At 65.9% G+C, this 15,310-nt stretch carries 18 protein-coding genes; 7 read left to right on the top strand and 11 right to left on the bottom strand.

The features are described from left to right. Positions 1-116 precede the first annotated feature (116 nt). Complete coding sequence (locus tag LAQ74_RS14640) at positions 117-1,946, top strand: helicase C-terminal domain-containing protein (RefSeq protein ID WP_224337288.1); 1,830 nt, start codon at positions 117-119, stop codon at positions 1,944-1,946. A gap of 64 nt (positions 1,947-2,010) precedes the next feature. On the opposite strand, the gene LAQ74_RS20390 is transcribed toward LAQ74_RS14640, so the two are convergent. Continuing rightward, entirely contained in the window at positions 2,011-2,139 is a 129-nt protein-coding gene (locus LAQ74_RS20390; RefSeq protein ID WP_255647694.1) for a hypothetical protein, read from the bottom strand. A gap of 180 nt (positions 2,140-2,319) precedes the next feature. Here LAQ74_RS20390 and LAQ74_RS14635 point away from each other — a divergent pair, with 180 nt between their 5' ends. Continuing rightward, a complete protein-coding gene (locus LAQ74_RS14635; protein WP_224333266.1) occupies positions 2,320-2,508 on the top strand; it encodes a DUF7317 family protein in 189 nt (62 codons plus the stop codon). Positions 2,509-2,571: 63 nt separating this feature from the next. On the opposite strand, the gene LAQ74_RS14630 is transcribed toward LAQ74_RS14635, so the two are convergent. The 3 genes from LAQ74_RS14630 to LAQ74_RS14620 form a co-directional block, all read right to left on the bottom strand. Next, positions 2,572-3,693, bottom strand: coding sequence for a 60S ribosomal export protein NMD3 (locus LAQ74_RS14630; protein ID WP_224333265.1), 1,122 nt, complete (start codon positions 3,691-3,693; stop codon positions 2,572-2,574). A gap of 72 nt (positions 3,694-3,765) precedes the next feature. Further along, positions 3,766-4,410, bottom strand: a complete 645-nt coding sequence (locus tag LAQ74_RS14625; RefSeq protein WP_224337286.1) for a phosphoribosyltransferase — start codon at positions 4,408-4,410, stop codon at positions 3,766-3,768. A gap of 44 nt (positions 4,411-4,454) precedes the next feature. Continuing rightward, entirely contained in the window at positions 4,455-5,372 is a 918-nt protein-coding gene (locus tag LAQ74_RS14620) for an NAD-dependent epimerase/dehydratase family protein (protein ID WP_224333264.1), read from the bottom strand. 198 nt (positions 5,373-5,570) lie between these two features. Here LAQ74_RS14620 and htpX point away from each other — a divergent pair, with 198 nt between their 5' ends. Next, positions 5,571-6,440, top strand: a complete 870-nt coding sequence (htpX, locus tag LAQ74_RS14615) for a zinc metalloprotease HtpX (RefSeq protein WP_224333263.1) — start codon at positions 5,571-5,573, stop codon at positions 6,438-6,440. 27 nt (positions 6,441-6,467) lie between these two features. Here htpX and LAQ74_RS14610 read toward each other — a convergent pair whose 3' ends face one another. Then, a complete protein-coding gene (locus LAQ74_RS14610; protein WP_224333262.1) occupies positions 6,468-7,796 on the bottom strand; it encodes a 4Fe-4S binding protein in 1,329 nt (442 codons plus the stop codon). Positions 7,797-7,937: 141 nt separating this feature from the next. Here LAQ74_RS14610 and pspAB point away from each other — a divergent pair, with 141 nt between their 5' ends. Together pspAB and radA are read left to right on the top strand one after the other, a co-directional pair. After that, the gene (gene pspAB / locus LAQ74_RS14605; protein WP_224333261.1) at positions 7,938-8,549 is read left to right on the top strand and encodes a PspA-associated protein PspAB; all 612 of its coding nucleotides are present in this window, start codon (positions 7,938-7,940) and stop codon (positions 8,547-8,549) included. A 133-nt stretch (positions 8,550-8,682) separates the two neighbouring features. Then, a complete protein-coding gene (gene radA, locus LAQ74_RS14600; protein WP_224333260.1) occupies positions 8,683-9,714 on the top strand; it encodes a DNA repair and recombination protein RadA in 1,032 nt (343 codons plus the stop codon). Positions 9,715-9,732: 18 nt separating this feature from the next. Here radA and LAQ74_RS14595 read toward each other — a convergent pair whose 3' ends face one another. The 3 genes from LAQ74_RS14595 to LAQ74_RS14585 form a co-directional block, all read right to left on the bottom strand. Beyond that, complete coding sequence (locus tag LAQ74_RS14595; RefSeq protein ID WP_224333259.1) at positions 9,733-9,864, bottom strand: rubrerythrin-like domain-containing protein; 132 nt, start codon at positions 9,862-9,864, stop codon at positions 9,733-9,735. A gap of 132 nt (positions 9,865-9,996) precedes the next feature. Beyond that, on the bottom strand, positions 9,997-10,419 hold the full coding sequence (locus tag LAQ74_RS14590) for an iron-sulfur cluster assembly scaffold protein (protein ID WP_224333258.1): 423 nt from the start codon (positions 10,417-10,419) through the stop codon (positions 9,997-9,999). 68 nt (positions 10,420-10,487) lie between these two features. Continuing rightward, a complete protein-coding gene (locus tag LAQ74_RS14585; RefSeq protein ID WP_224333257.1) occupies positions 10,488-11,669 on the bottom strand; it encodes a threonine synthase in 1,182 nt (393 codons plus the stop codon). A gap of 124 nt (positions 11,670-11,793) precedes the next feature. Here LAQ74_RS14585 and LAQ74_RS14580 point away from each other — a divergent pair, with 124 nt between their 5' ends. Then, complete coding sequence (locus LAQ74_RS14580) at positions 11,794-12,273, top strand: hypothetical protein (RefSeq protein WP_224333256.1); 480 nt, start codon at positions 11,794-11,796, stop codon at positions 12,271-12,273. A gap of 38 nt (positions 12,274-12,311) precedes the next feature. Here the strand turns inward: LAQ74_RS14580 and LAQ74_RS14575 are convergent, their stop codons facing one another. Then, positions 12,312-13,589, bottom strand: coding sequence for an aminotransferase class V-fold PLP-dependent enzyme (locus LAQ74_RS14575; RefSeq protein WP_224333255.1), 1,278 nt, complete (start codon positions 13,587-13,589; stop codon positions 12,312-12,314). Positions 13,590-13,753: 164 nt separating this feature from the next. On the opposite strand from LAQ74_RS14575, the gene LAQ74_RS14570 reads away from it, so the two are divergent. After that, positions 13,754-14,155 carry a CBS domain-containing protein gene (locus LAQ74_RS14570; RefSeq protein WP_224333254.1) on the top strand — a complete coding sequence of 134 codons (402 nt, stop codon included), beginning with the start codon at positions 13,754-13,756 and terminating at the stop codon, positions 14,153-14,155. 87 nt (positions 14,156-14,242) lie between these two features. Here LAQ74_RS14570 and LAQ74_RS14565 read toward each other — a convergent pair whose 3' ends face one another. Continuing rightward, a complete protein-coding gene (locus LAQ74_RS14565) occupies positions 14,243-14,545 on the bottom strand; it encodes a DUF424 domain-containing protein (protein ID WP_224333253.1) in 303 nt (100 codons plus the stop codon). After that, positions 14,545-15,285: a tetratricopeptide repeat protein gene (locus tag LAQ74_RS14560; protein WP_224333252.1), complete on the bottom strand. Its 741-nt coding sequence runs from the start codon at positions 15,283-15,285 to the stop codon at positions 14,545-14,547. The genes LAQ74_RS14565 and LAQ74_RS14560 overlap by 1 nt, the downstream gene beginning before the upstream one ends. Positions 15,286-15,310 lie beyond the last annotated feature (25 nt).

The raw sequence follows: 15,310 nt of genomic DNA, 5'->3' as shown, positions 1-15,310 counted from the left end.
GTGACGGCGGGTGTGCCGACTCCGGCAGGTGCGCCGACTCCAGCGGCGAGCGTGTCGACTCCGACCGCCGCCGCCGAGTCGGTGGCTTTAGGCCGCTGCCCGCGGTGGCTCCCCGCGTGGACCCCGAGCGCATCTTCGACGCCTTCCCCGCGCCAAGTTACCGCGGCAATCAGGAGCGAGCGCTCCGGGACATTGGAGACGCGTTTGCCGCCGGAAACGACGTGGTACTCGTCCGCGCGCCGACCGGCAGCGGCAAGTCCCTCCTGGCGCGCGCTATCGCCGGTTGTGCGCGCACCGTCGAGGAGTCCGAACCGAAACACGCCACGGACGCCTACTACACCACGCCGCAGGTCTCGCAACTCGACGACGTGGAGAGCGAGTCGCTGCTGGACGATTTGAGCATCATTCGCGGCAAGCGCAACTACAACTGCATCCTCCCGGGCGAGCACGACACGCCCGTCAACCGCGCGCCGTGCGTCCGCCAGAAAGGGTTCGACTGCACGGTTCGGCACCGGTGTCCGTACTTTTCGGACCGCGCCATCGCCTCCTCGAAATCCATCGCGGCGATGACGCTCGCGTACTTCATGCAGACGGCAGGAAGCGACGTGTTCAGAAAGCGCGACGTGGTGGTCATCGACGAGGCCCACGGCCTCGCCGAGTGGGCCGAGATGTACGCGACCATCGAACTGAGCCCCCACACCGTCCCCGTCTGGGACGACGTGGGTATCCCCGACGTCGCCGCCGCGGACGACGCCACCGAGCGCGCGTCCCGCTTCGCGGAGACGCTCTCGGGCGTCTGCGAACGCGCGAAAGACGAACTGTTGACGAAACCGGAACTCACACCCGAGGAGGCCGCCCGCCGCGACAGACTCCAGGAACTGCGCTCGGAACTCGACTGGTTCGTCAAGGACTACCGCGACCCGGCGAGCGCCACCACGTGGGTCGTCGATCAACCGGGAGGCGAGGGCACACAGGTCGTCATCAAACCGCTGAACCCCGAAAAATACCTCCACCACACGGTCTGGGACCGCGGCAACAACTTTGCGCTGCTGTCTGCGACGATTCTCAACAAGGACGCGTTCTGTCGGCAGGTCGGCCTCGACCCGAAAGACGTTGCGCTGGTCGACGTGCCGCACACCTTCCCCGTCGAGAACCGGCCGCTGTACGACGTGACGCAGGGCCGGATGACGTTCGAGCACCGCGACGAGACTATCCCCAAAATCGCCCGACTCGTCGTCCGCCTGATGGCGAGACACCCCGACGAGAAGGGGTTGATCCACGCGCACTCCTACAGCATCCAGGAGCGACTCGCCGACCTACTGGTCGACTTCGGCGTCGGCGAGCGCGTCCGGACCCACAGCAAGGAGAACCGCGACGCCGAGTTGGACGCGTGGAAGGCGAGTTCGGACCCCGAACTGTTCGTCTCGGTGAAGATGGAGGAGGCGCTCGACCTGAAGGGTGACCTCTGTCGGTGGCAGGTGCTCTGCAAAGCGCCCTACCTCAACACGAGCGACTCGCGCGTCGCGCGCCGCCTCGAAGAGGGGCAGTGGAGTTGGTACCACCGCGCCGCCCTCAGAACCGTGATTCAGGCGTGCGGGCGCGTCATTCGTGCACCCGACGACCGCGGCGCGACGTATCTCGCCGACTCCAGTCTCCTGGACCTGTTCGAGCGCGCGCGGGCCGACATGCCCGACTGGTTCGCCGAGCAGGTCGACCGCACGGAGGAACCGAAACTCCCCGAGTTCGACCCGCGGACGGCGCTTTCCGGCCTCGACGGCGGTGGCACCGGCACGCTCGGGAGTTCGTCGGACTCCGGTACGAACGACAGTTTCGGCGGCGACAACCGCGGGTTCGGCCGCCGTCGACGACGCGGCAACAGCGGCGTCCGCTCCAGCGAGGAGGAACGGAAGAACCACCCGCTGTCGGACGTGTGGGGCGACGGCTGAACGAGGGACGGAGACCCACTCGCTGTCCCCGACTGCCCGCTCTCACTCGCTCGACGCACCCGTCTTAGAACAGACTCGCGCCCGCGTAGACGACGGACGATCCGATCATGAGCACGACGAAGAAGATGGCAATCCACTGCTGTCGGTCCATACATCCGCGTTCGGAGCACCCCCATTTGTAGCTGTTCCTCATCGCTCGGCAGAATTTGCCGAACACATATGACACGATTGTTCCCTATCTTAGTTGATTGTCTCACTTCAACCGATTTTCTTTGCTATTTCTCAATGTAATGTGGGTGCTACTCACACGTAGTGGCACGTGCTCCCACGATAGCTTTACATGCGCGTATTCTGTAGCAGTTCTCGAACGCAGATGCACACTCACTCCCTCACGACGGCGCTGACGCTGTATCGCAGCGGAACCCTGACACTCGCGCAGGCCGCTTCCCGCGCCGGGAAGTCGCAAGCGGAGTTCCGGAAGGTGCTCGCCGCTCACGGCATCGCGCTCCACGATGCCGCGCCGCCGTCCACCGAGTCGGGGACCCCCGCCCGCGCCGACTGAGTTCGCTTTTCGCTCCGAGTCGTCTGTGAAACTTCGCGGAGCGGCGCGTCCGTTTTCTCTCCCTCACTCCCCGTCGACGGCGTCTTCGGGGAGGATATGCAGTCCTGCTCGACTCTTCAGTACCGACACCGTCTCGGCGTCGGCGTCGAAGTAGGAGGGTCGAGCGATGGTCTTCGACTGGAACGTCTCGGGGTCGAGCACCTGTACCGCGTGGTCGTCCTCGACGGCGACGACGGTGGTTTCGGCGGCGTCGTCGACCGACCCGAGTTCGCGAGCGTCTGGCGTTTCGCCCTCCTCGAAGCGCGCCTCGTAGCGGTCGCCCGACGTCAGGCGCGTCCCCTTCAGGTTACCTTTGACGCTGCGGACGAGCACCGGTCCCTCGTCGTCTCGGGGGTCGATAATCGTGCCGGGGGTGTACTGCGGGAGACGGACCGCGTAAGTGACGCGGTACACCTCGTTGCCGTCGCTGTCCTCGGTGACGAGCGTCGGGTAACTCTCGACGTTTCCGCCGAGTTCGCGGGTGATACGCGTCGCCACCGCCTGCCCGAGTTGGTTCGTCGAGAGTTTGATGTCCGTGCCGTCGGCGACCTCCTTCGACTCGGTGATGAACGCGTTCCGGTCGCCCGCTTCCTCGCGCTTGGCGACGAACTCCTCGGCGATGTCGACCGCTCTCGCTTGCTCGTCGGGTGTCGGCTCGCGGCTCTCCGCGCGGACCTGAATCTCGCTGGCGTAGTAGCCGCCGGCGATGCGCCCGCAACGCTGGCACGTCTCCCGGGAGATGTAGACGGGGACGACGACCTCCTCTTCGACGTACGTCCCGCGGACGACGCCGGAGAACTGGCAGTGCATCCGAATCGTGTTCTGATCGACCTGCTCGGGTTCGACGGCCCACGCCACGTCGCGGGCTTTGAGGTGGACGCCGAGCGACTCGCTGACGGCGTCGACGGCGACGTCGGTGTAGTCGCGCGCGCCGACGTCGACCCAGCGGTTGCCGCGGTGGACCGCCCCGCAGTTCGCGCAGACGCGGACCGTCACCCGGTCGGGCGCGTCCACGAGGTCGAAATCGTCGAAGTAACACTCGTTGCAGAGCACTTCGTCGCGTTCGCGCGGCGCACCGGGGAGCGGTTCGGACCGCTCCTCGACCGGATTTCCGCAGCGCGGACAGAACTCGCGCGATTGACTCATTGTCCCCGCTACGCCGCTCGGATGTTTAAGACCGACGACCTGCCGGTTCGACCGCCGCTCGGGCTCTCGCGTTCACTCGGCTTGCTCCGACTGGTGCGACTCCAGTATCGCTCGCGCCTCCTCGTTCGACACCTGCTCGAACGAACGGTAGTACTGACCGACCGCTTGGAAGAACTGCGGTGACTCGACGCAGGCGAACGCGTCCAACTCGGTCGCGAGTCGCGAGCTTGCATCGGCGGACGCAACCGGAACCGCGAGGACGACGTGCGCCGCCCCGGCGTTGCGAATCTGCCGGAGGCAGGCGATAGCCGTCGCCCCGGTCGCGATGCCGTCGTCGACGAGAACTACTCGTTTACCCCTCATCTCGGGCACCGCCTCCCCGCCGCGATACGAGGCGACTTTCCCGCGCGCGTTCTCGGCCTCCCTCTCTCGGACCGCTTCGACGTACTCCGCCGAGACGCCGAGGCGGTCGACGAGGTCGTCGTTCAGCCAGACGCTCCCGTCGCCCGCGACGGCCCCGATGGCGAGTTCTGGATTGCCCGGCGCGCCGAGTTTCTGCGCGACGACCACGTCCAGGGGGACGTCGAGTCGGTCGGCGACGACCCGGCCGACCGGGAGACCGCCGCGCGGAATCGCGAGCACGAGGTCGGCGTCGACACTCTGTCGTTCGAGCAGGTCGGCCAACCGCTCGCCCGCGTCGGTTCTGTCGTCGAACACCATACGCTATGGTGTGCTACTCGTTCGCAAAAAACCACCGCGGGTCAGTTCGCGAGGAGGTCAGGGCCGTCGACCGATTCGCCGGCCGCGCCCCGCCACGAGTGAACGGGTCGCCAGTCGAGCAATCGCTCGGCTTTCGCCGTCGACAGCGCCGACGCCGCTCCCTCCAACCGGCAGTCGTCCGGCAGCGCACCGAACTGTTCCTCGACGGCGTCGAGCGTCGCGACGCCGAGGTAGTTCTCCGCGGCGGCGGCGTGGAACACTTCGTGGCCGTCGAACTCGGTTTCGAGCGTCGTCGCGACGAGCGACGCCACGTCGCGCACGTCGACGTAGGACCAGAAGTTGCCGACGCCCGCGTCGAGGTCCATCTCCGAGAGCGGTCTGTCCTCCCGAAGGTCGTCGCGGTCCCGGCAGTTGTACTCGCCGGGGTACTGAATCCACGACGGTCGAATCGACGCGACCGAGACGCCGTAGCGCCGGACGACCATCTTCGCGAGTTCCTCGCCGACGACCTTCGAGGTGCCGTAGGGGTCCTCCGGACGAAGCGGGTGGTCCTCGGTGATTGGGAGTTCGTCCGGCAGCGGCGTCTCGCGGGCGAACGGGAACCCGTACGCGCTCTCGCTCGACGCCCAGACGACTTTCGCCTCTCGCCGCGCGGCGGCGACGAGGACGTTGTACGTCGCCATCGTGTTCGTCTCGAACACCCGTCCGCCAGCGTGGCGCGTCGGCGACGGGAGCGCCGCCCAGTGGACGACTGCGTCGGGGTCGAGGTCGGAGACGAGGTCGAACGCCTCGCCGCGGTCGGCGAGGTCGGCGGCCCGGAAGTCGATTCGCGGGCGTTCCGGCACCTCGAACCCCGGTTGCGAGCGGTCGACGCAAATCACGTCGTAGTCGTCGGCGAGACGGTCGACGACCCAACGACCGGAGCGGCCGAGGCCGCCGGTGACGAGTGCGGTGTCCATACGCGATAGAGAACCGTGGGGGCAAAGTAGCCTCGTCCGTCCCGCCCGGATTGCCGCGGTCGTCTCGGCCGCGTCGCACGGCCGACTTCGACCGTCACTATCGACGACCGGTCGGATTCCGTCCCCGACTTTCGAGTATCGCACTAGCCGACCGCGATTTCCGACAGGGTTTATGCTTCGCGGGCGGTACGTTCGGGCATGGAATGGAAACCCGACTGGGGGCTTCGCGGGCGCATGGCGCTCACGATGTTCCTCCTGTTCGCCCTCTACATCGTCTTCGTGGGGGTACTCTCCCAAATCGGCTACTCGTACATGCTGATATTCGTGGGCATCTTCTTCCTCGCCCAGTTCCTCTTCAGCGACAAGCTCGCGCTGTACAGCATGGGCGCGAAGAAGGTGAGCGAGGACGAATATCCGCAGTTGCACGCGATGGTCGGCCGCCTCTGCCAGCAGGCTGACCTCCCGAAACCCGACGTCGCCGTGGCACAGTCGCGCGTCCCGAACGCGTTCGCCACTGGCCGCTCGCAGAAGAGTTCGACCGTCGCCGTCACCACCGGCCTCTTACAGACGCTCGACCAGGAGGAACTGGAAGGCGTGATGGCACACGAACTCGCGCACGTGAAGAACCGCGACGTGATGGTGATGACCATCGCCTCGTTCCTCTCGACGGTCGCGTTCATGATCGTCCGCTGGGGCTTCTGGTTCGGCGGCGGCAGCCGCCGCGAAGGTGGCGCACCCGTCATCGTCGCCATCCTCGTCTCGCTCCTCGTGTGGATCGTCTCGTTCCTGCTCATCCGGGCGCTCTCACGCTACCGCGAGTACGCCGCCGACCGCGGCGGGGCGACCATCACGGGCAAGCCGGGCGCGCTCGCCTCCGCGCTCCTCACCATCGACGGCCGGATGGACAACGTGCCGAAGGAGGACCTGCGCGAGCAGTCGGAGATGAACGCGTTCTTCATCATCCCCATCCGCAGCGGCTTCATCGGCAAGATCGCCAGCACCCACCCCTCCACCGAGAACCGCGTCGAGCGGCTTCGACAACTGGAGCGCGAGATGGAAGGGATCTGAGGCCGCTGGCGGCACAGTACAGATTTTCTACGCGTGCGCCGCGAGGACGCTGGCGACGACGTAGGTGCTCCCGGCCATCAGCGCGATGTGGGGCGCGAACGCCTTCAGCGCGCGCTCCTTCGAGTCCGTCATCGTCGTCGCGACCTGCCAGGCGATCACCGCGCTCCAGAGCACCGCGAGCCAGAGCCAGCCGGTGACGAAGAACTGGTCCCACGCCGCGACGAGGCCGGGGCTCGCTCCCGCGGGGAGGGCTAGCGGTACGCCGAGCCCTCGTGCGAACACGTTCAGCGTCTGTCCGCCCTCTTCGAGGAGCCCCCCGACGACGTGGTCGCCGAGCGTGAACATGATGCCGAGCGGCGCGTACGCCAGCCCGAACTTCGTGAACGACTCGGTCCAGTCGAGTCCACCCCAGTCGCTCGCGACGCGGTTGACGGCCGCGAACCCGAGTATCGTCGCGGCGATGCTCGCGACGTAGGCCGCAGTCGGCGCGAGCAACCCGGGGAGGCTCCCGACGAGCGCGGTCTCCTCGATGGCGGCACCGAGCACGTGGTCGATGGGGAAGACCGCCCAGATGAGGAGCGCGACGAGCGCCTCGTCGACCAGCGGGATACGCTCGGTGACTGCCTTCGCGCCCGGCCAGCGGAACCGCAGCTCCACGTCCTCGTCGGGCTGTTCAGTCGTACAGTTCATGCAGGCGGTACACCGGCGGTCGGTACTCAGAAACTCGCTCTTGTACTCGAGCGTCGCGCACTGGACGCCGGTCTCTCTGTTCTGCGCGATTTCGAGCGGCGAGAACTTCGAGGTGACGCTCATCACGCCCGTCGCCGGACAGACGTACCTGCAGAACGCCTGCCGCTGGTAGACGAGGCTCACGGCGAGGGCGACGCCGAGAATAGAGAGCCAGTAGTAGGGAACGAGTCGCGGCGTGTACGCGACGCCGACCTTGTACATGGGCCACCGCGCGAGCGCGAACGTGAGCGCGGTCAGCGAGAGGACGGAGACGGGGAGACCCACCACGAGCCACTTCCGAGTGTACATCGGGAAGTGCCGACGGAGGCCGAACCGTTGGGTGAACCGCACCATCGCTCCGATGGGACAGAAGTAACACCAGATTCGACCGAGAAACACGAGGCTGAGAAGCATCACGGGCGTCCACCAGAGACCGAAGAACGCGACGCTCCCGAAGTTCTCTCCCGCGTCCGTCGGTCCCGCGGCGGCGCGGTAGGTGGCGTAGAAGAAGAGCGCAACCGTGACGAGGTTGACCGCGTGCTGTACGTTCTTGTTCGTGAACAGGAAGCGGAACGCTGCGCTGTCCGTGAGAGTGATTCCGCCGCCCGTAGTCCGGTCTTTCGACATCGGTACTCGTTTCGCCCGGGCGACTATCACCTATCTGGTATGATAGACGAACGAGGGGGGTATTTCTCGCCTCGTCTCCGAGATCGCCGCGGCCGCCTTCGGTAGAAACGCCCTAAACCCGGGCGCGCCAACGAGAGGACTATGGGACTGTTCGACTCCATCCGCTCGGTGCTCGGTCTCCGCGCGGAGGCGGACGCGACTCGCGAGGCCGACCCCGAGGACCTCTTCGGGATGTCGACGGCGTATCTCACGATGCAGGCCGACCTCGGCTACGACTCCGTCGGCGCGGCGGCGCTCTGCTTCTCGTCGGTCGACAGCACGGACTTCACCGAGACGCTCGACGAAGTCGAGGCCATCCTCCACGCCGGCAGCGAGGAGACGGGGACGACGTTCAGACGCCACGCCGACAGCCACGGCTACCAGTGGGTGATACTGGAGGACAGCGACCCCGAGGACCTCGTGACGAGCATCCACTTCGCCGCCGACGAGTTCATCGAACGCGGCTACGGTTCTCGACTTCTGGCCGCCGTCTTCGGCTTCGAGAAACCCGACGAGGACGTGCGCGCGTACTGGATCTACTCGTTCCGCCGCGGCGCGTACTACCCGTTCGCCCCGAAAACCGGCCACGAGCGGAACCAGCGCGTCGAGTTCAAACTTCAATCCGTCCTCGACGGCGAACTCGGCATCGAAGACGACGAGCGCTACTGGTACCCGCTGTGGCCCGACGAGCGCGGCGGCCACCCCTGGGACTGACTCTCGCGTTCTCGCTCTCTTCTTTTGAACGTCCGGCCCGACCGACTTTCGATCCCGCCGCCCGCACCCATTTTCACTTTCACTCTCCTGTTAACGAGGCTTTATGTCCGGTGGGGCGTAAGCCGAATGTACAATGGCAGATGACGACCTCGAAAACCTCCCAGGCGTCGGCCCCGCAACCGCAGACAAACTCATGGAAGCCGGCTATCGGACGTACGAGAGCATCGCCGTCGCGAGTCCGAGCGACCTCGGCTCGAAGGCCGATATCGGCGAGAGCACGGCCAACGACGTCGTGCTCGCCGCCCGCGACGCCGCCGACATCGGCGGCTTCGAGACCGGTTCGGCGGTGCTCGAACGCCGCGAGACCATCGGTAAGCTCAGCTGGCAGATTCCCGAAGCCGACGACCTCCTCGGCGGCGGTCTCGAAACCCAATCCATCACCGAAGTGTACGGCGAGTTCGGCGCGGGTAAGTCCCAGATAACCCACCAGATGGCCGTCAACGTCCAGCTTCCGAAAGAGCAGGGCGGCCTCCGCGGCTCCTGCATCTTCGTCGACTCCGAGGACACGTTCCGACCGGAGCGTATCGACGATATGGTCCGCGGTCTCGACGACGACGTACTGCAGGCGACGATGGACGACCGCGAAATCGAGGGCACCCCGGCCGACGACGACGCGATGGAGGAACTGATCGACGACTTCCTCGACAAGATCCACGTCGCGAAGGCCTTCAACTCCAACCACCAGATGCTCTTGGCCGAGAAGGCCGAGGAACTCGCGAGCGAACACACCGACACGGAGTGGCCGGTTCGCCTCCTCTGCGTGGACTCGCTGACGGCGCACTTCCGCGCCGAGTACGTCGGTCGCGGGAACCTCGCCGACCGCCAGCAGAAACTCAACCGCCACCTCCACGACATCGACCGCGTGGGCAACCTCCACAACTGCGTCATCATCGTCACGAACCAGGTGTCCGCCAACCCCGACGCGTTCTTCGGCGACCCGACCCAGCCTATCGGCGGCAACATCCTCGGCCACAAGTCGACGTTCCGGATGTACCTCCGCAAATCGAAGGGCGACAAGCGTATCGTCCGCCTCGTCGACGCGCCGAATCTCCCCGACGGCGAAGCCGTCATGCGTGTCAAGAACGAAGGCCTGAAGCCCGAATAACCCCGATAAAATCCTCTTCTAACTGTCTCGGCCGACGCTGAGATTCATCATCTCGCCGCCGCACACCGAACAGTGCCCCGGCGGCGCGTTCGTTCGCACGCGGTGGCCGCAGTTGCTGCACTCGTACGTCTGCGTGGGATGCTGTATCATACCACCGCTACGCTACACGCGAGCGTATCCCTTTGCATCGTCGTCTCGACCTGAGAGACAGGGCCGGGAGAAAAATCCTCAGAACCCTCTATCAGTCACCGAGAGCCGTCCAGCGGCCGATACCACGCCCACTCACTCCTCGGTGACGGTTCGGTCGAGGTCGTCGAGTTCGCCCTCGTGGAGTTTCGCCCCGTCCTGTGCGACCTGGCGGGCGAGGACGGCACACTTGATTCGCATCGGGCTGATGTCGACGCCGAGCATCTCGGTCACGTCGTCGGTGTCCATCGCCGCCAGTTCGTCGAGCGTCGTCCCCTGCAACCTCTCCGAGAGCAGACTCGCGCTGGCCTGCGAGATGGCGCAACCGTCGCCGGTGAAGGAGACGTACTCGATGGTCTCGCCGTCGTCTTCGAGGCGCACGTCGACCTTGATGGTGTCCCCGCAGGAGGGGTTCTCGCCCACGTGCGAGAACGTCGGGTTCTCCATCTCGCCGTAGTTACGCGGGTTCTTGTAGTGGTCGAGAATCTGCTGCCGGTACATGTCCGAGCCCATACCCATAGCTGTCTCCGGGTAGGCCAGTCCGACGCAAAAGAGTTCCGGGGCGCTCACAGGGCGTCTCCGGAATCTCAGCGGGACGCGAGTCTCTCGCCGAGTTCGTCGATATCGACGCGGGCGACGCTCGCGGCCTCGGACGCGGGCGGCGACTCCGAGATTCCCCTCCCCGTCGCCACCGCGACGACGTCGTCCCCCTCACCGAGTTCGCCGTCGGCCGCGAGTCGTCGAATCGCAGCGAGCGACGTCGCCGACGCGGATTCGACGCTCAACCCTCCGAACTCGGCTAACGCCCGCCGTGCGGCGCGAATCTCGTCATCGTCGACGGCGACGACGCCACCCCCGGTTTCTCTCGCCGCCGCGAGCGCGCGCGTCCCGCTCGGCGGGTCGCTGTTGGCGATGGAGTACGCGATGGTCTCACCGTCCTCGACGGCGGAAACCACGTCGTCGCCCGCGGCGAACGCTTCGGCGATGGGCGCACAGGCGGCGGCTTGCGCGAAGTACAAACGTGGTACCTCTTCGATGGCACCCGCCGCCTGCAACTCCCGCAGCGCTTTCCAGACGCCGCTGGCGTGCCCGCCGCTGCTGACCGGAAGGACGATGGCGTCCGGCACGTCGGGCGCGAACGATTCGCATATTTCGAGCGCAGTCGTCTTCTGTCCCTCGACGCGCAGCGGCACGTCGGAGTTGAGAAACGGGATCTCGAGTTCGTCGCCGAGTTCGAGCGACCGGTCGTAGAGCTCGGCGTAATCGCCTCTCACGCGAAGTAACGTGGGACCGTACTGCGAGATGAGTTCGATTCGCGACTCGGGGATGTCGTCGGGGACGAGCACGACGCAATCGAGACCCGCGCTCGCGGCGTTGGCGGCGGTGCTCATCGCCATGTTGCCGTGCGAGACGGTGCCGACGCCGTCGGCACCGGCGTCGAGCGCGGCGGCGACGCCGAGGGCGCTTCCCCGGTCTTTGAAACTCCCCGTCGGGTTCGAACCCTCGTTTTTCAGGTGGAAACGCGCGCCAGCGAACTCGTCGAGTCGAGGGAGGCGGAGCAGCGGCGTTCCGCCGGCCGCGTCTGCGACGCCGCCGGGTGAGTCGAACGGCAGCAACTCGGCGTGGCGCCACATGCCCGGTGCGTCGACCACGGCGTTCCAGTCGAAATCGGGGGGTTCGGACGCCAGCCACAGCGGTTCGCCGCAGTCGCAGCGCGTCGCGGGGGCGGCGGCCGTCGCGCCGCAGGCGTAGCAGATGCGCTCGGTCATTGGTAGTCGATGTCGGGCGAGGCGGGATAAACAGCGCGTTCGCTGTATCCGCTTTGCAGTTGTCCCGACAGCGCTGGACCGACGAGGGCGGAACGCTCATCGGCCGCCCAACTGTACCAAGGGTATGACCTCCGAAGACGCGGTCCCCGCTCGCGGCGAGCCGATTTCGGTTTCGGGTACGGTCGAGGAGGACCACCCCGGACGGTTCGAGTACGACGAGGCGACGGGCGAGCTTCGGTATCCGGAGGTGATGGATGCTAACGGTCCCGTCAGATACGGCACCGCCCCGTACGAACGTCTCGCCGGGATGAAGGCAGGTGGACTCGCTGTCCGTCGCGTCGAAGCGGTGACAATGGAGCGCCTCGACACCGACGAACGCATCGCCGGTGGTGTCGGGTCGATAGACGGAAAACCAGTCGCTCGCATCGGCATCTCGACCCGTCTGAACCGCGAGGGCGAGGTCGTTCATCGCCCCAGTATAACACTCGACGAGATTGCCGCTGCGGCCCCCCGAGAGGTGTACACGACGGTCGAGTGGCTCGGTCGAACCCACTCGGTTACCGTCCCAGTAGTCGTTCGAGAGGGCGAATCACAACCGCTGTAGAAACGGTCAAAATCAACAAGTCGAAACGCAGCGAAAGCTTAGCTGAACAACTGCCGCGCCTCGTCCACCGCGTCGACGAGCACGTCGATTTCGTCACGAGTGTTGTACAGATAGAACGACGCTCGCGCGGAGGCCGCGACGCCGAGCGTCTCGTGCAGCGGTTGCGTACAGTGGTCGCCCGCGCGGATGGCGACGCCGTAGTCGTTGACGATGCTGGAGAGGTCGTGGGCGTGGACGCCGTCGAGGTTGAACGCGACGAGGCCGCCGCGGTCGTCGCCCGGCGGGCCGTAGATCTCCACGTCGTCGAACGCGGTCAGTTCGTCGTAGGCGTACTCCACGAGTTGCTCCTCGTGGCTCTGGATGTTCTCCATCCCGATGTCGTTGAGGTAGTCAACGGCCGCGTGGAGACCGATTCCCTGGGCGATGGGCGGCGTTCCGGCCTCGAACTTCCACGGAAGGTCCTCCCAGGAGGCGTCGTCGTAGCTGACGCGCCGAATCATGTCGCCGCCGTAGAGGTACGGCTCCATCTCTTCGAGAATCGCCTCCTTCCCGTAGAGGACGCCGATACCGGTCGGGCCGCACATCTTGTGCCCGGAGAAGGCGAAGAAGTCCGCGTCGATTGCCTGCACGTCGACCGGCCGATTCGGCACCGACTGCGCGCCGTCGACGAAGACGTACGCGCCGTGGTCGTGCGCGAGGTCCGCGAGTTCCGAGACCGGATTGATGGTGCCGAGCGTGTTCGAGACGTGGACGACGCTCACCATCTTCGTCGAGTCGTCGACGAGTTCGCGCGCGTGGTCCATGTCGAGGCAACCCTCGTCGTCGACGCGGATGAATCGGACGTCCGCACCGGTCCTCTTACCGATCTGCTGCCACGTGACGAGCGACGCGTGGTGTTCCATCTGCGTGAGGACGACGCTGTCGTCGGGACCGAGTTCGTTCAGCCCCCACGCGTAGGCGACGAGGTTCTCGGCTTCGGTGGTGTTCTTCGTGAAGACGATCTCCTCGCGACCCTCCGCGCCGATGAACTCCGCGACGCGGTCGTGCGCCTCCTCGTACGCCACCGACGCCTCTTGGCTCAGATGATGGATGCCGCGGTGGACGTTCGAGTTGTAGGTGCGGTAGTAGTCGGCGATGGCCTCAACCACCGGCTCGGGCGTCTGACTCGTCGCGCCGTTATCGAGGTAGACCAGCGGCGTGTCGTCGCCCTCGTCGGGGCCGGGGACGGTCACGTCGCCGCCGACTCTCCGCTGGAGGATGGGGAACTCCTCGCGGAGGGCGTCGACGTCAATGGGGTACGACTCCTGCGTGCTCATTGTCGAATCGCAGGGGACGGAGCACTAACATCCCTTCGGTCCGACGGGGCGTCTGTAATCGCTCGTGGTTACGTTCGACCGCTCGTCACCCCCGGCGAGGCGTGACCTCGTTCGACTGCTTCCGCCACGACAACTCTTATGACTGGCACAGGCGATGAAAAATCATGGACGATATCTTCGTCGCGCAGTTGATGTCCTCGTCGCTTCACACGGTTACGCCCGACACGCTCGTCGAGACGGCCGCGAAAACGATGATGGAGAACGGTATCGGCTCGGTGCTCGTCGTCGACGACGAGAACCGTCTCGAGGGTATCCTCACGTCCACCGACTTCGTCCAAATCGTCGCCGAGCGAAAGCCGAAAGACGAGACGCCGGTTTCGGCGTACATGTCGACGGACCCCATCACGACCACCGCCCAAACACCGATTCGAGACGTCGCCGACAGCATGATCGAACACGGCTTTCACCACCTGCCGGTCGTCGACGACGGCGACCTCATCGGTATCGTCACCACGACGGACCTCGCGGCGTACCTCTCGCAGGTCCGGACGCCGAGTCCGACGTAGTCGGATACTCGGACTGTCGTCGAACTTCCGAGAAAACACCGTAAACGACGACGGATTTTCGACTCGGTTCTGCCTTCGTGAGCGGTCTTACCGCATCCAGAGCAACTGGGCGTGGCGCGTCTCTCCGACGTCGAGAACGGTCTCCTCGTCGATGATGCCGGCCTCGATAGCGACGCCGACGGCCTCCTCGCCGACGATGTTCGCCACCGTCGCACGGGTGAGGCTGTCGACGACGCTGTCGGCGTCGGCCTCTTCGGCGTCGTCGCCGCCGTAGAACTCCTCGGTGACGGTCAACGACACCTTGCCGTTCTCGTACGTCTCGCCGATACAGTCGGGGTCGCAGACGGAGACGAGCAGTCCCTCCGGCGTCTGGCGTTCGCGGACCAGCATCAGAACTCCTCGACCATCTCCTGTTCGGCTTGCTCGCGGAGTTCGTCGGCCTCCGCCTGCACTTCCTCGGCCTCCTCTAACTCGCCGAGTTCTTCGAGTGCCATCGCCTTCTCCTCCAAGAGGTCGGCGTTGCGCATCCCGAGGCGGAGCGCGTTGTCGTAGGCGTTGACGGCGTCCTCGTAGAGGCCGCGCTCCGAGAGGAAGAAGCCGCGGTTGTACCACGCCTGCGGGAAGCGCGGGTCGATTTCGACGGCGCGCTCGGCGTGGTTGAGCGCCTCCTCGACTTCGCCGAACTCCCAGAGCGCGTACGCCAGATTCGTCTCGGCGGTTGCGGCGTGTTCGGAGCGTTCGTTTGCGCGCAGCGCCTCACGGTAGGCACCGATGGCCTCGTCGAACTCCTCGAGTTCCGCGTGGGCGACGCCTTTGTTCACCCACGCCTCCTGGGCTTCGAGGCTCTCCTCTTCGGCGAACTGCGCCGCGCGGGCGAACGTCTCGGTCGCCTCCTCGAAGCGGTTTATCTGCATGTACGAGAGGCCGACCTCCATCAGACTCTCGATGTCGACGTCGTCGCGGTCGACGTTGCGTCGGTCGAGGATGTCGGCTAGCACGCGGGAGTCGACGGGGTCGACCTTCGAGGGGTCGACTTTCAGCTCTGGCGGGTCGAGCGTGAACTCGTCGTAGGCATCGTCGAACCCCTGGCCCTCGGAGTAGCGATGCTCTCGGTCGCCGTCGTCGGTCATAACCCGGCTTTGGCGACGGCGCTGG

Origin of the sequence: Haloprofundus halobius (genome assembly GCF_020097835.1) — an archaeon.
Classification (GTDB): domain Archaea; phylum Halobacteriota; class Halobacteria; order Halobacteriales; family Haloferacaceae; genus Haloprofundus; species Haloprofundus halobius.
The sequence above is the reverse complement of the archived record's forward strand: the minus strand, read 5'-3'. Positions and strand labels throughout refer to the sequence as shown.

What these genes read in the sequence shown, in the direction of transcription:
- LAQ74_RS20390 (WP_255647694.1), bottom strand. Translation starts at nt 2,139, where the DNA reads ATGAGGAACAGCTACAAATGGGGGTGCTCCGAACGCGGATGTATGGAC.
- LAQ74_RS14635 (WP_224333266.1), top strand. Translation starts at nt 2,320, where the DNA reads ATGCACACTCACTCCCTCACGACGGCGCTGACGCTGTATCGCAGCGGA.
- LAQ74_RS14630 (WP_224333265.1), bottom strand. Translation starts at nt 3,693, where the DNA reads ATGAGTCAATCGCGCGAGTTCTGTCCGCGCTGCGGAAATCCGGTCGAG.
- LAQ74_RS14620 (WP_224333264.1), bottom strand. Translation starts at nt 5,372, where the DNA reads ATGGACACCGCACTCGTCACCGGCGGCCTCGGCCGCTCCGGTCGTTGG.
- htpX (WP_224333263.1), top strand. Translation starts at nt 5,571, where the DNA reads ATGGAATGGAAACCCGACTGGGGGCTTCGCGGGCGCATGGCGCTCACG.
- LAQ74_RS14610 (WP_224333262.1), bottom strand. Translation starts at nt 7,796, where the DNA reads ATGTCGAAAGACCGGACTACGGGCGGCGGAATCACTCTCACGGACAGC.
- pspAB (WP_224333261.1), top strand. Translation starts at nt 7,938, where the DNA reads ATGGGACTGTTCGACTCCATCCGCTCGGTGCTCGGTCTCCGCGCGGAG.
- radA (WP_224333260.1), top strand. Translation starts at nt 8,683, where the DNA reads ATGGCAGATGACGACCTCGAAAACCTCCCAGGCGTCGGCCCCGCAACC.
- LAQ74_RS14595 (WP_224333259.1), bottom strand. Translation starts at nt 9,864, where the DNA reads ATGATACAGCATCCCACGCAGACGTACGAGTGCAGCAACTGCGGCCAC.
- LAQ74_RS14590 (WP_224333258.1), bottom strand. Translation starts at nt 10,419, where the DNA reads ATGGGTATGGGCTCGGACATGTACCGGCAGCAGATTCTCGACCACTAC.
- LAQ74_RS14585 (WP_224333257.1), bottom strand. Translation starts at nt 11,669, where the DNA reads ATGACCGAGCGCATCTGCTACGCCTGCGGCGCGACGGCCGCCGCCCCC.
- LAQ74_RS14580 (WP_224333256.1), top strand. Translation starts at nt 11,794, where the DNA reads ATGACCTCCGAAGACGCGGTCCCCGCTCGCGGCGAGCCGATTTCGGTT.
- LAQ74_RS14575 (WP_224333255.1), bottom strand. Translation starts at nt 13,589, where the DNA reads ATGAGCACGCAGGAGTCGTACCCCATTGACGTCGACGCCCTCCGCGAG.
- LAQ74_RS14570 (WP_224333254.1), top strand. Translation starts at nt 13,754, where the DNA reads ATGGACGATATCTTCGTCGCGCAGTTGATGTCCTCGTCGCTTCACACG.
- LAQ74_RS14565 (WP_224333253.1), bottom strand. Translation starts at nt 14,545, where the DNA reads ATGCTGGTCCGCGAACGCCAGACGCCGGAGGGACTGCTCGTCTCCGTC.
- LAQ74_RS14560 (WP_224333252.1), bottom strand. Translation starts at nt 15,285, where the DNA reads ATGACCGACGACGGCGACCGAGAGCATCGCTACTCCGAGGGCCAGGGG.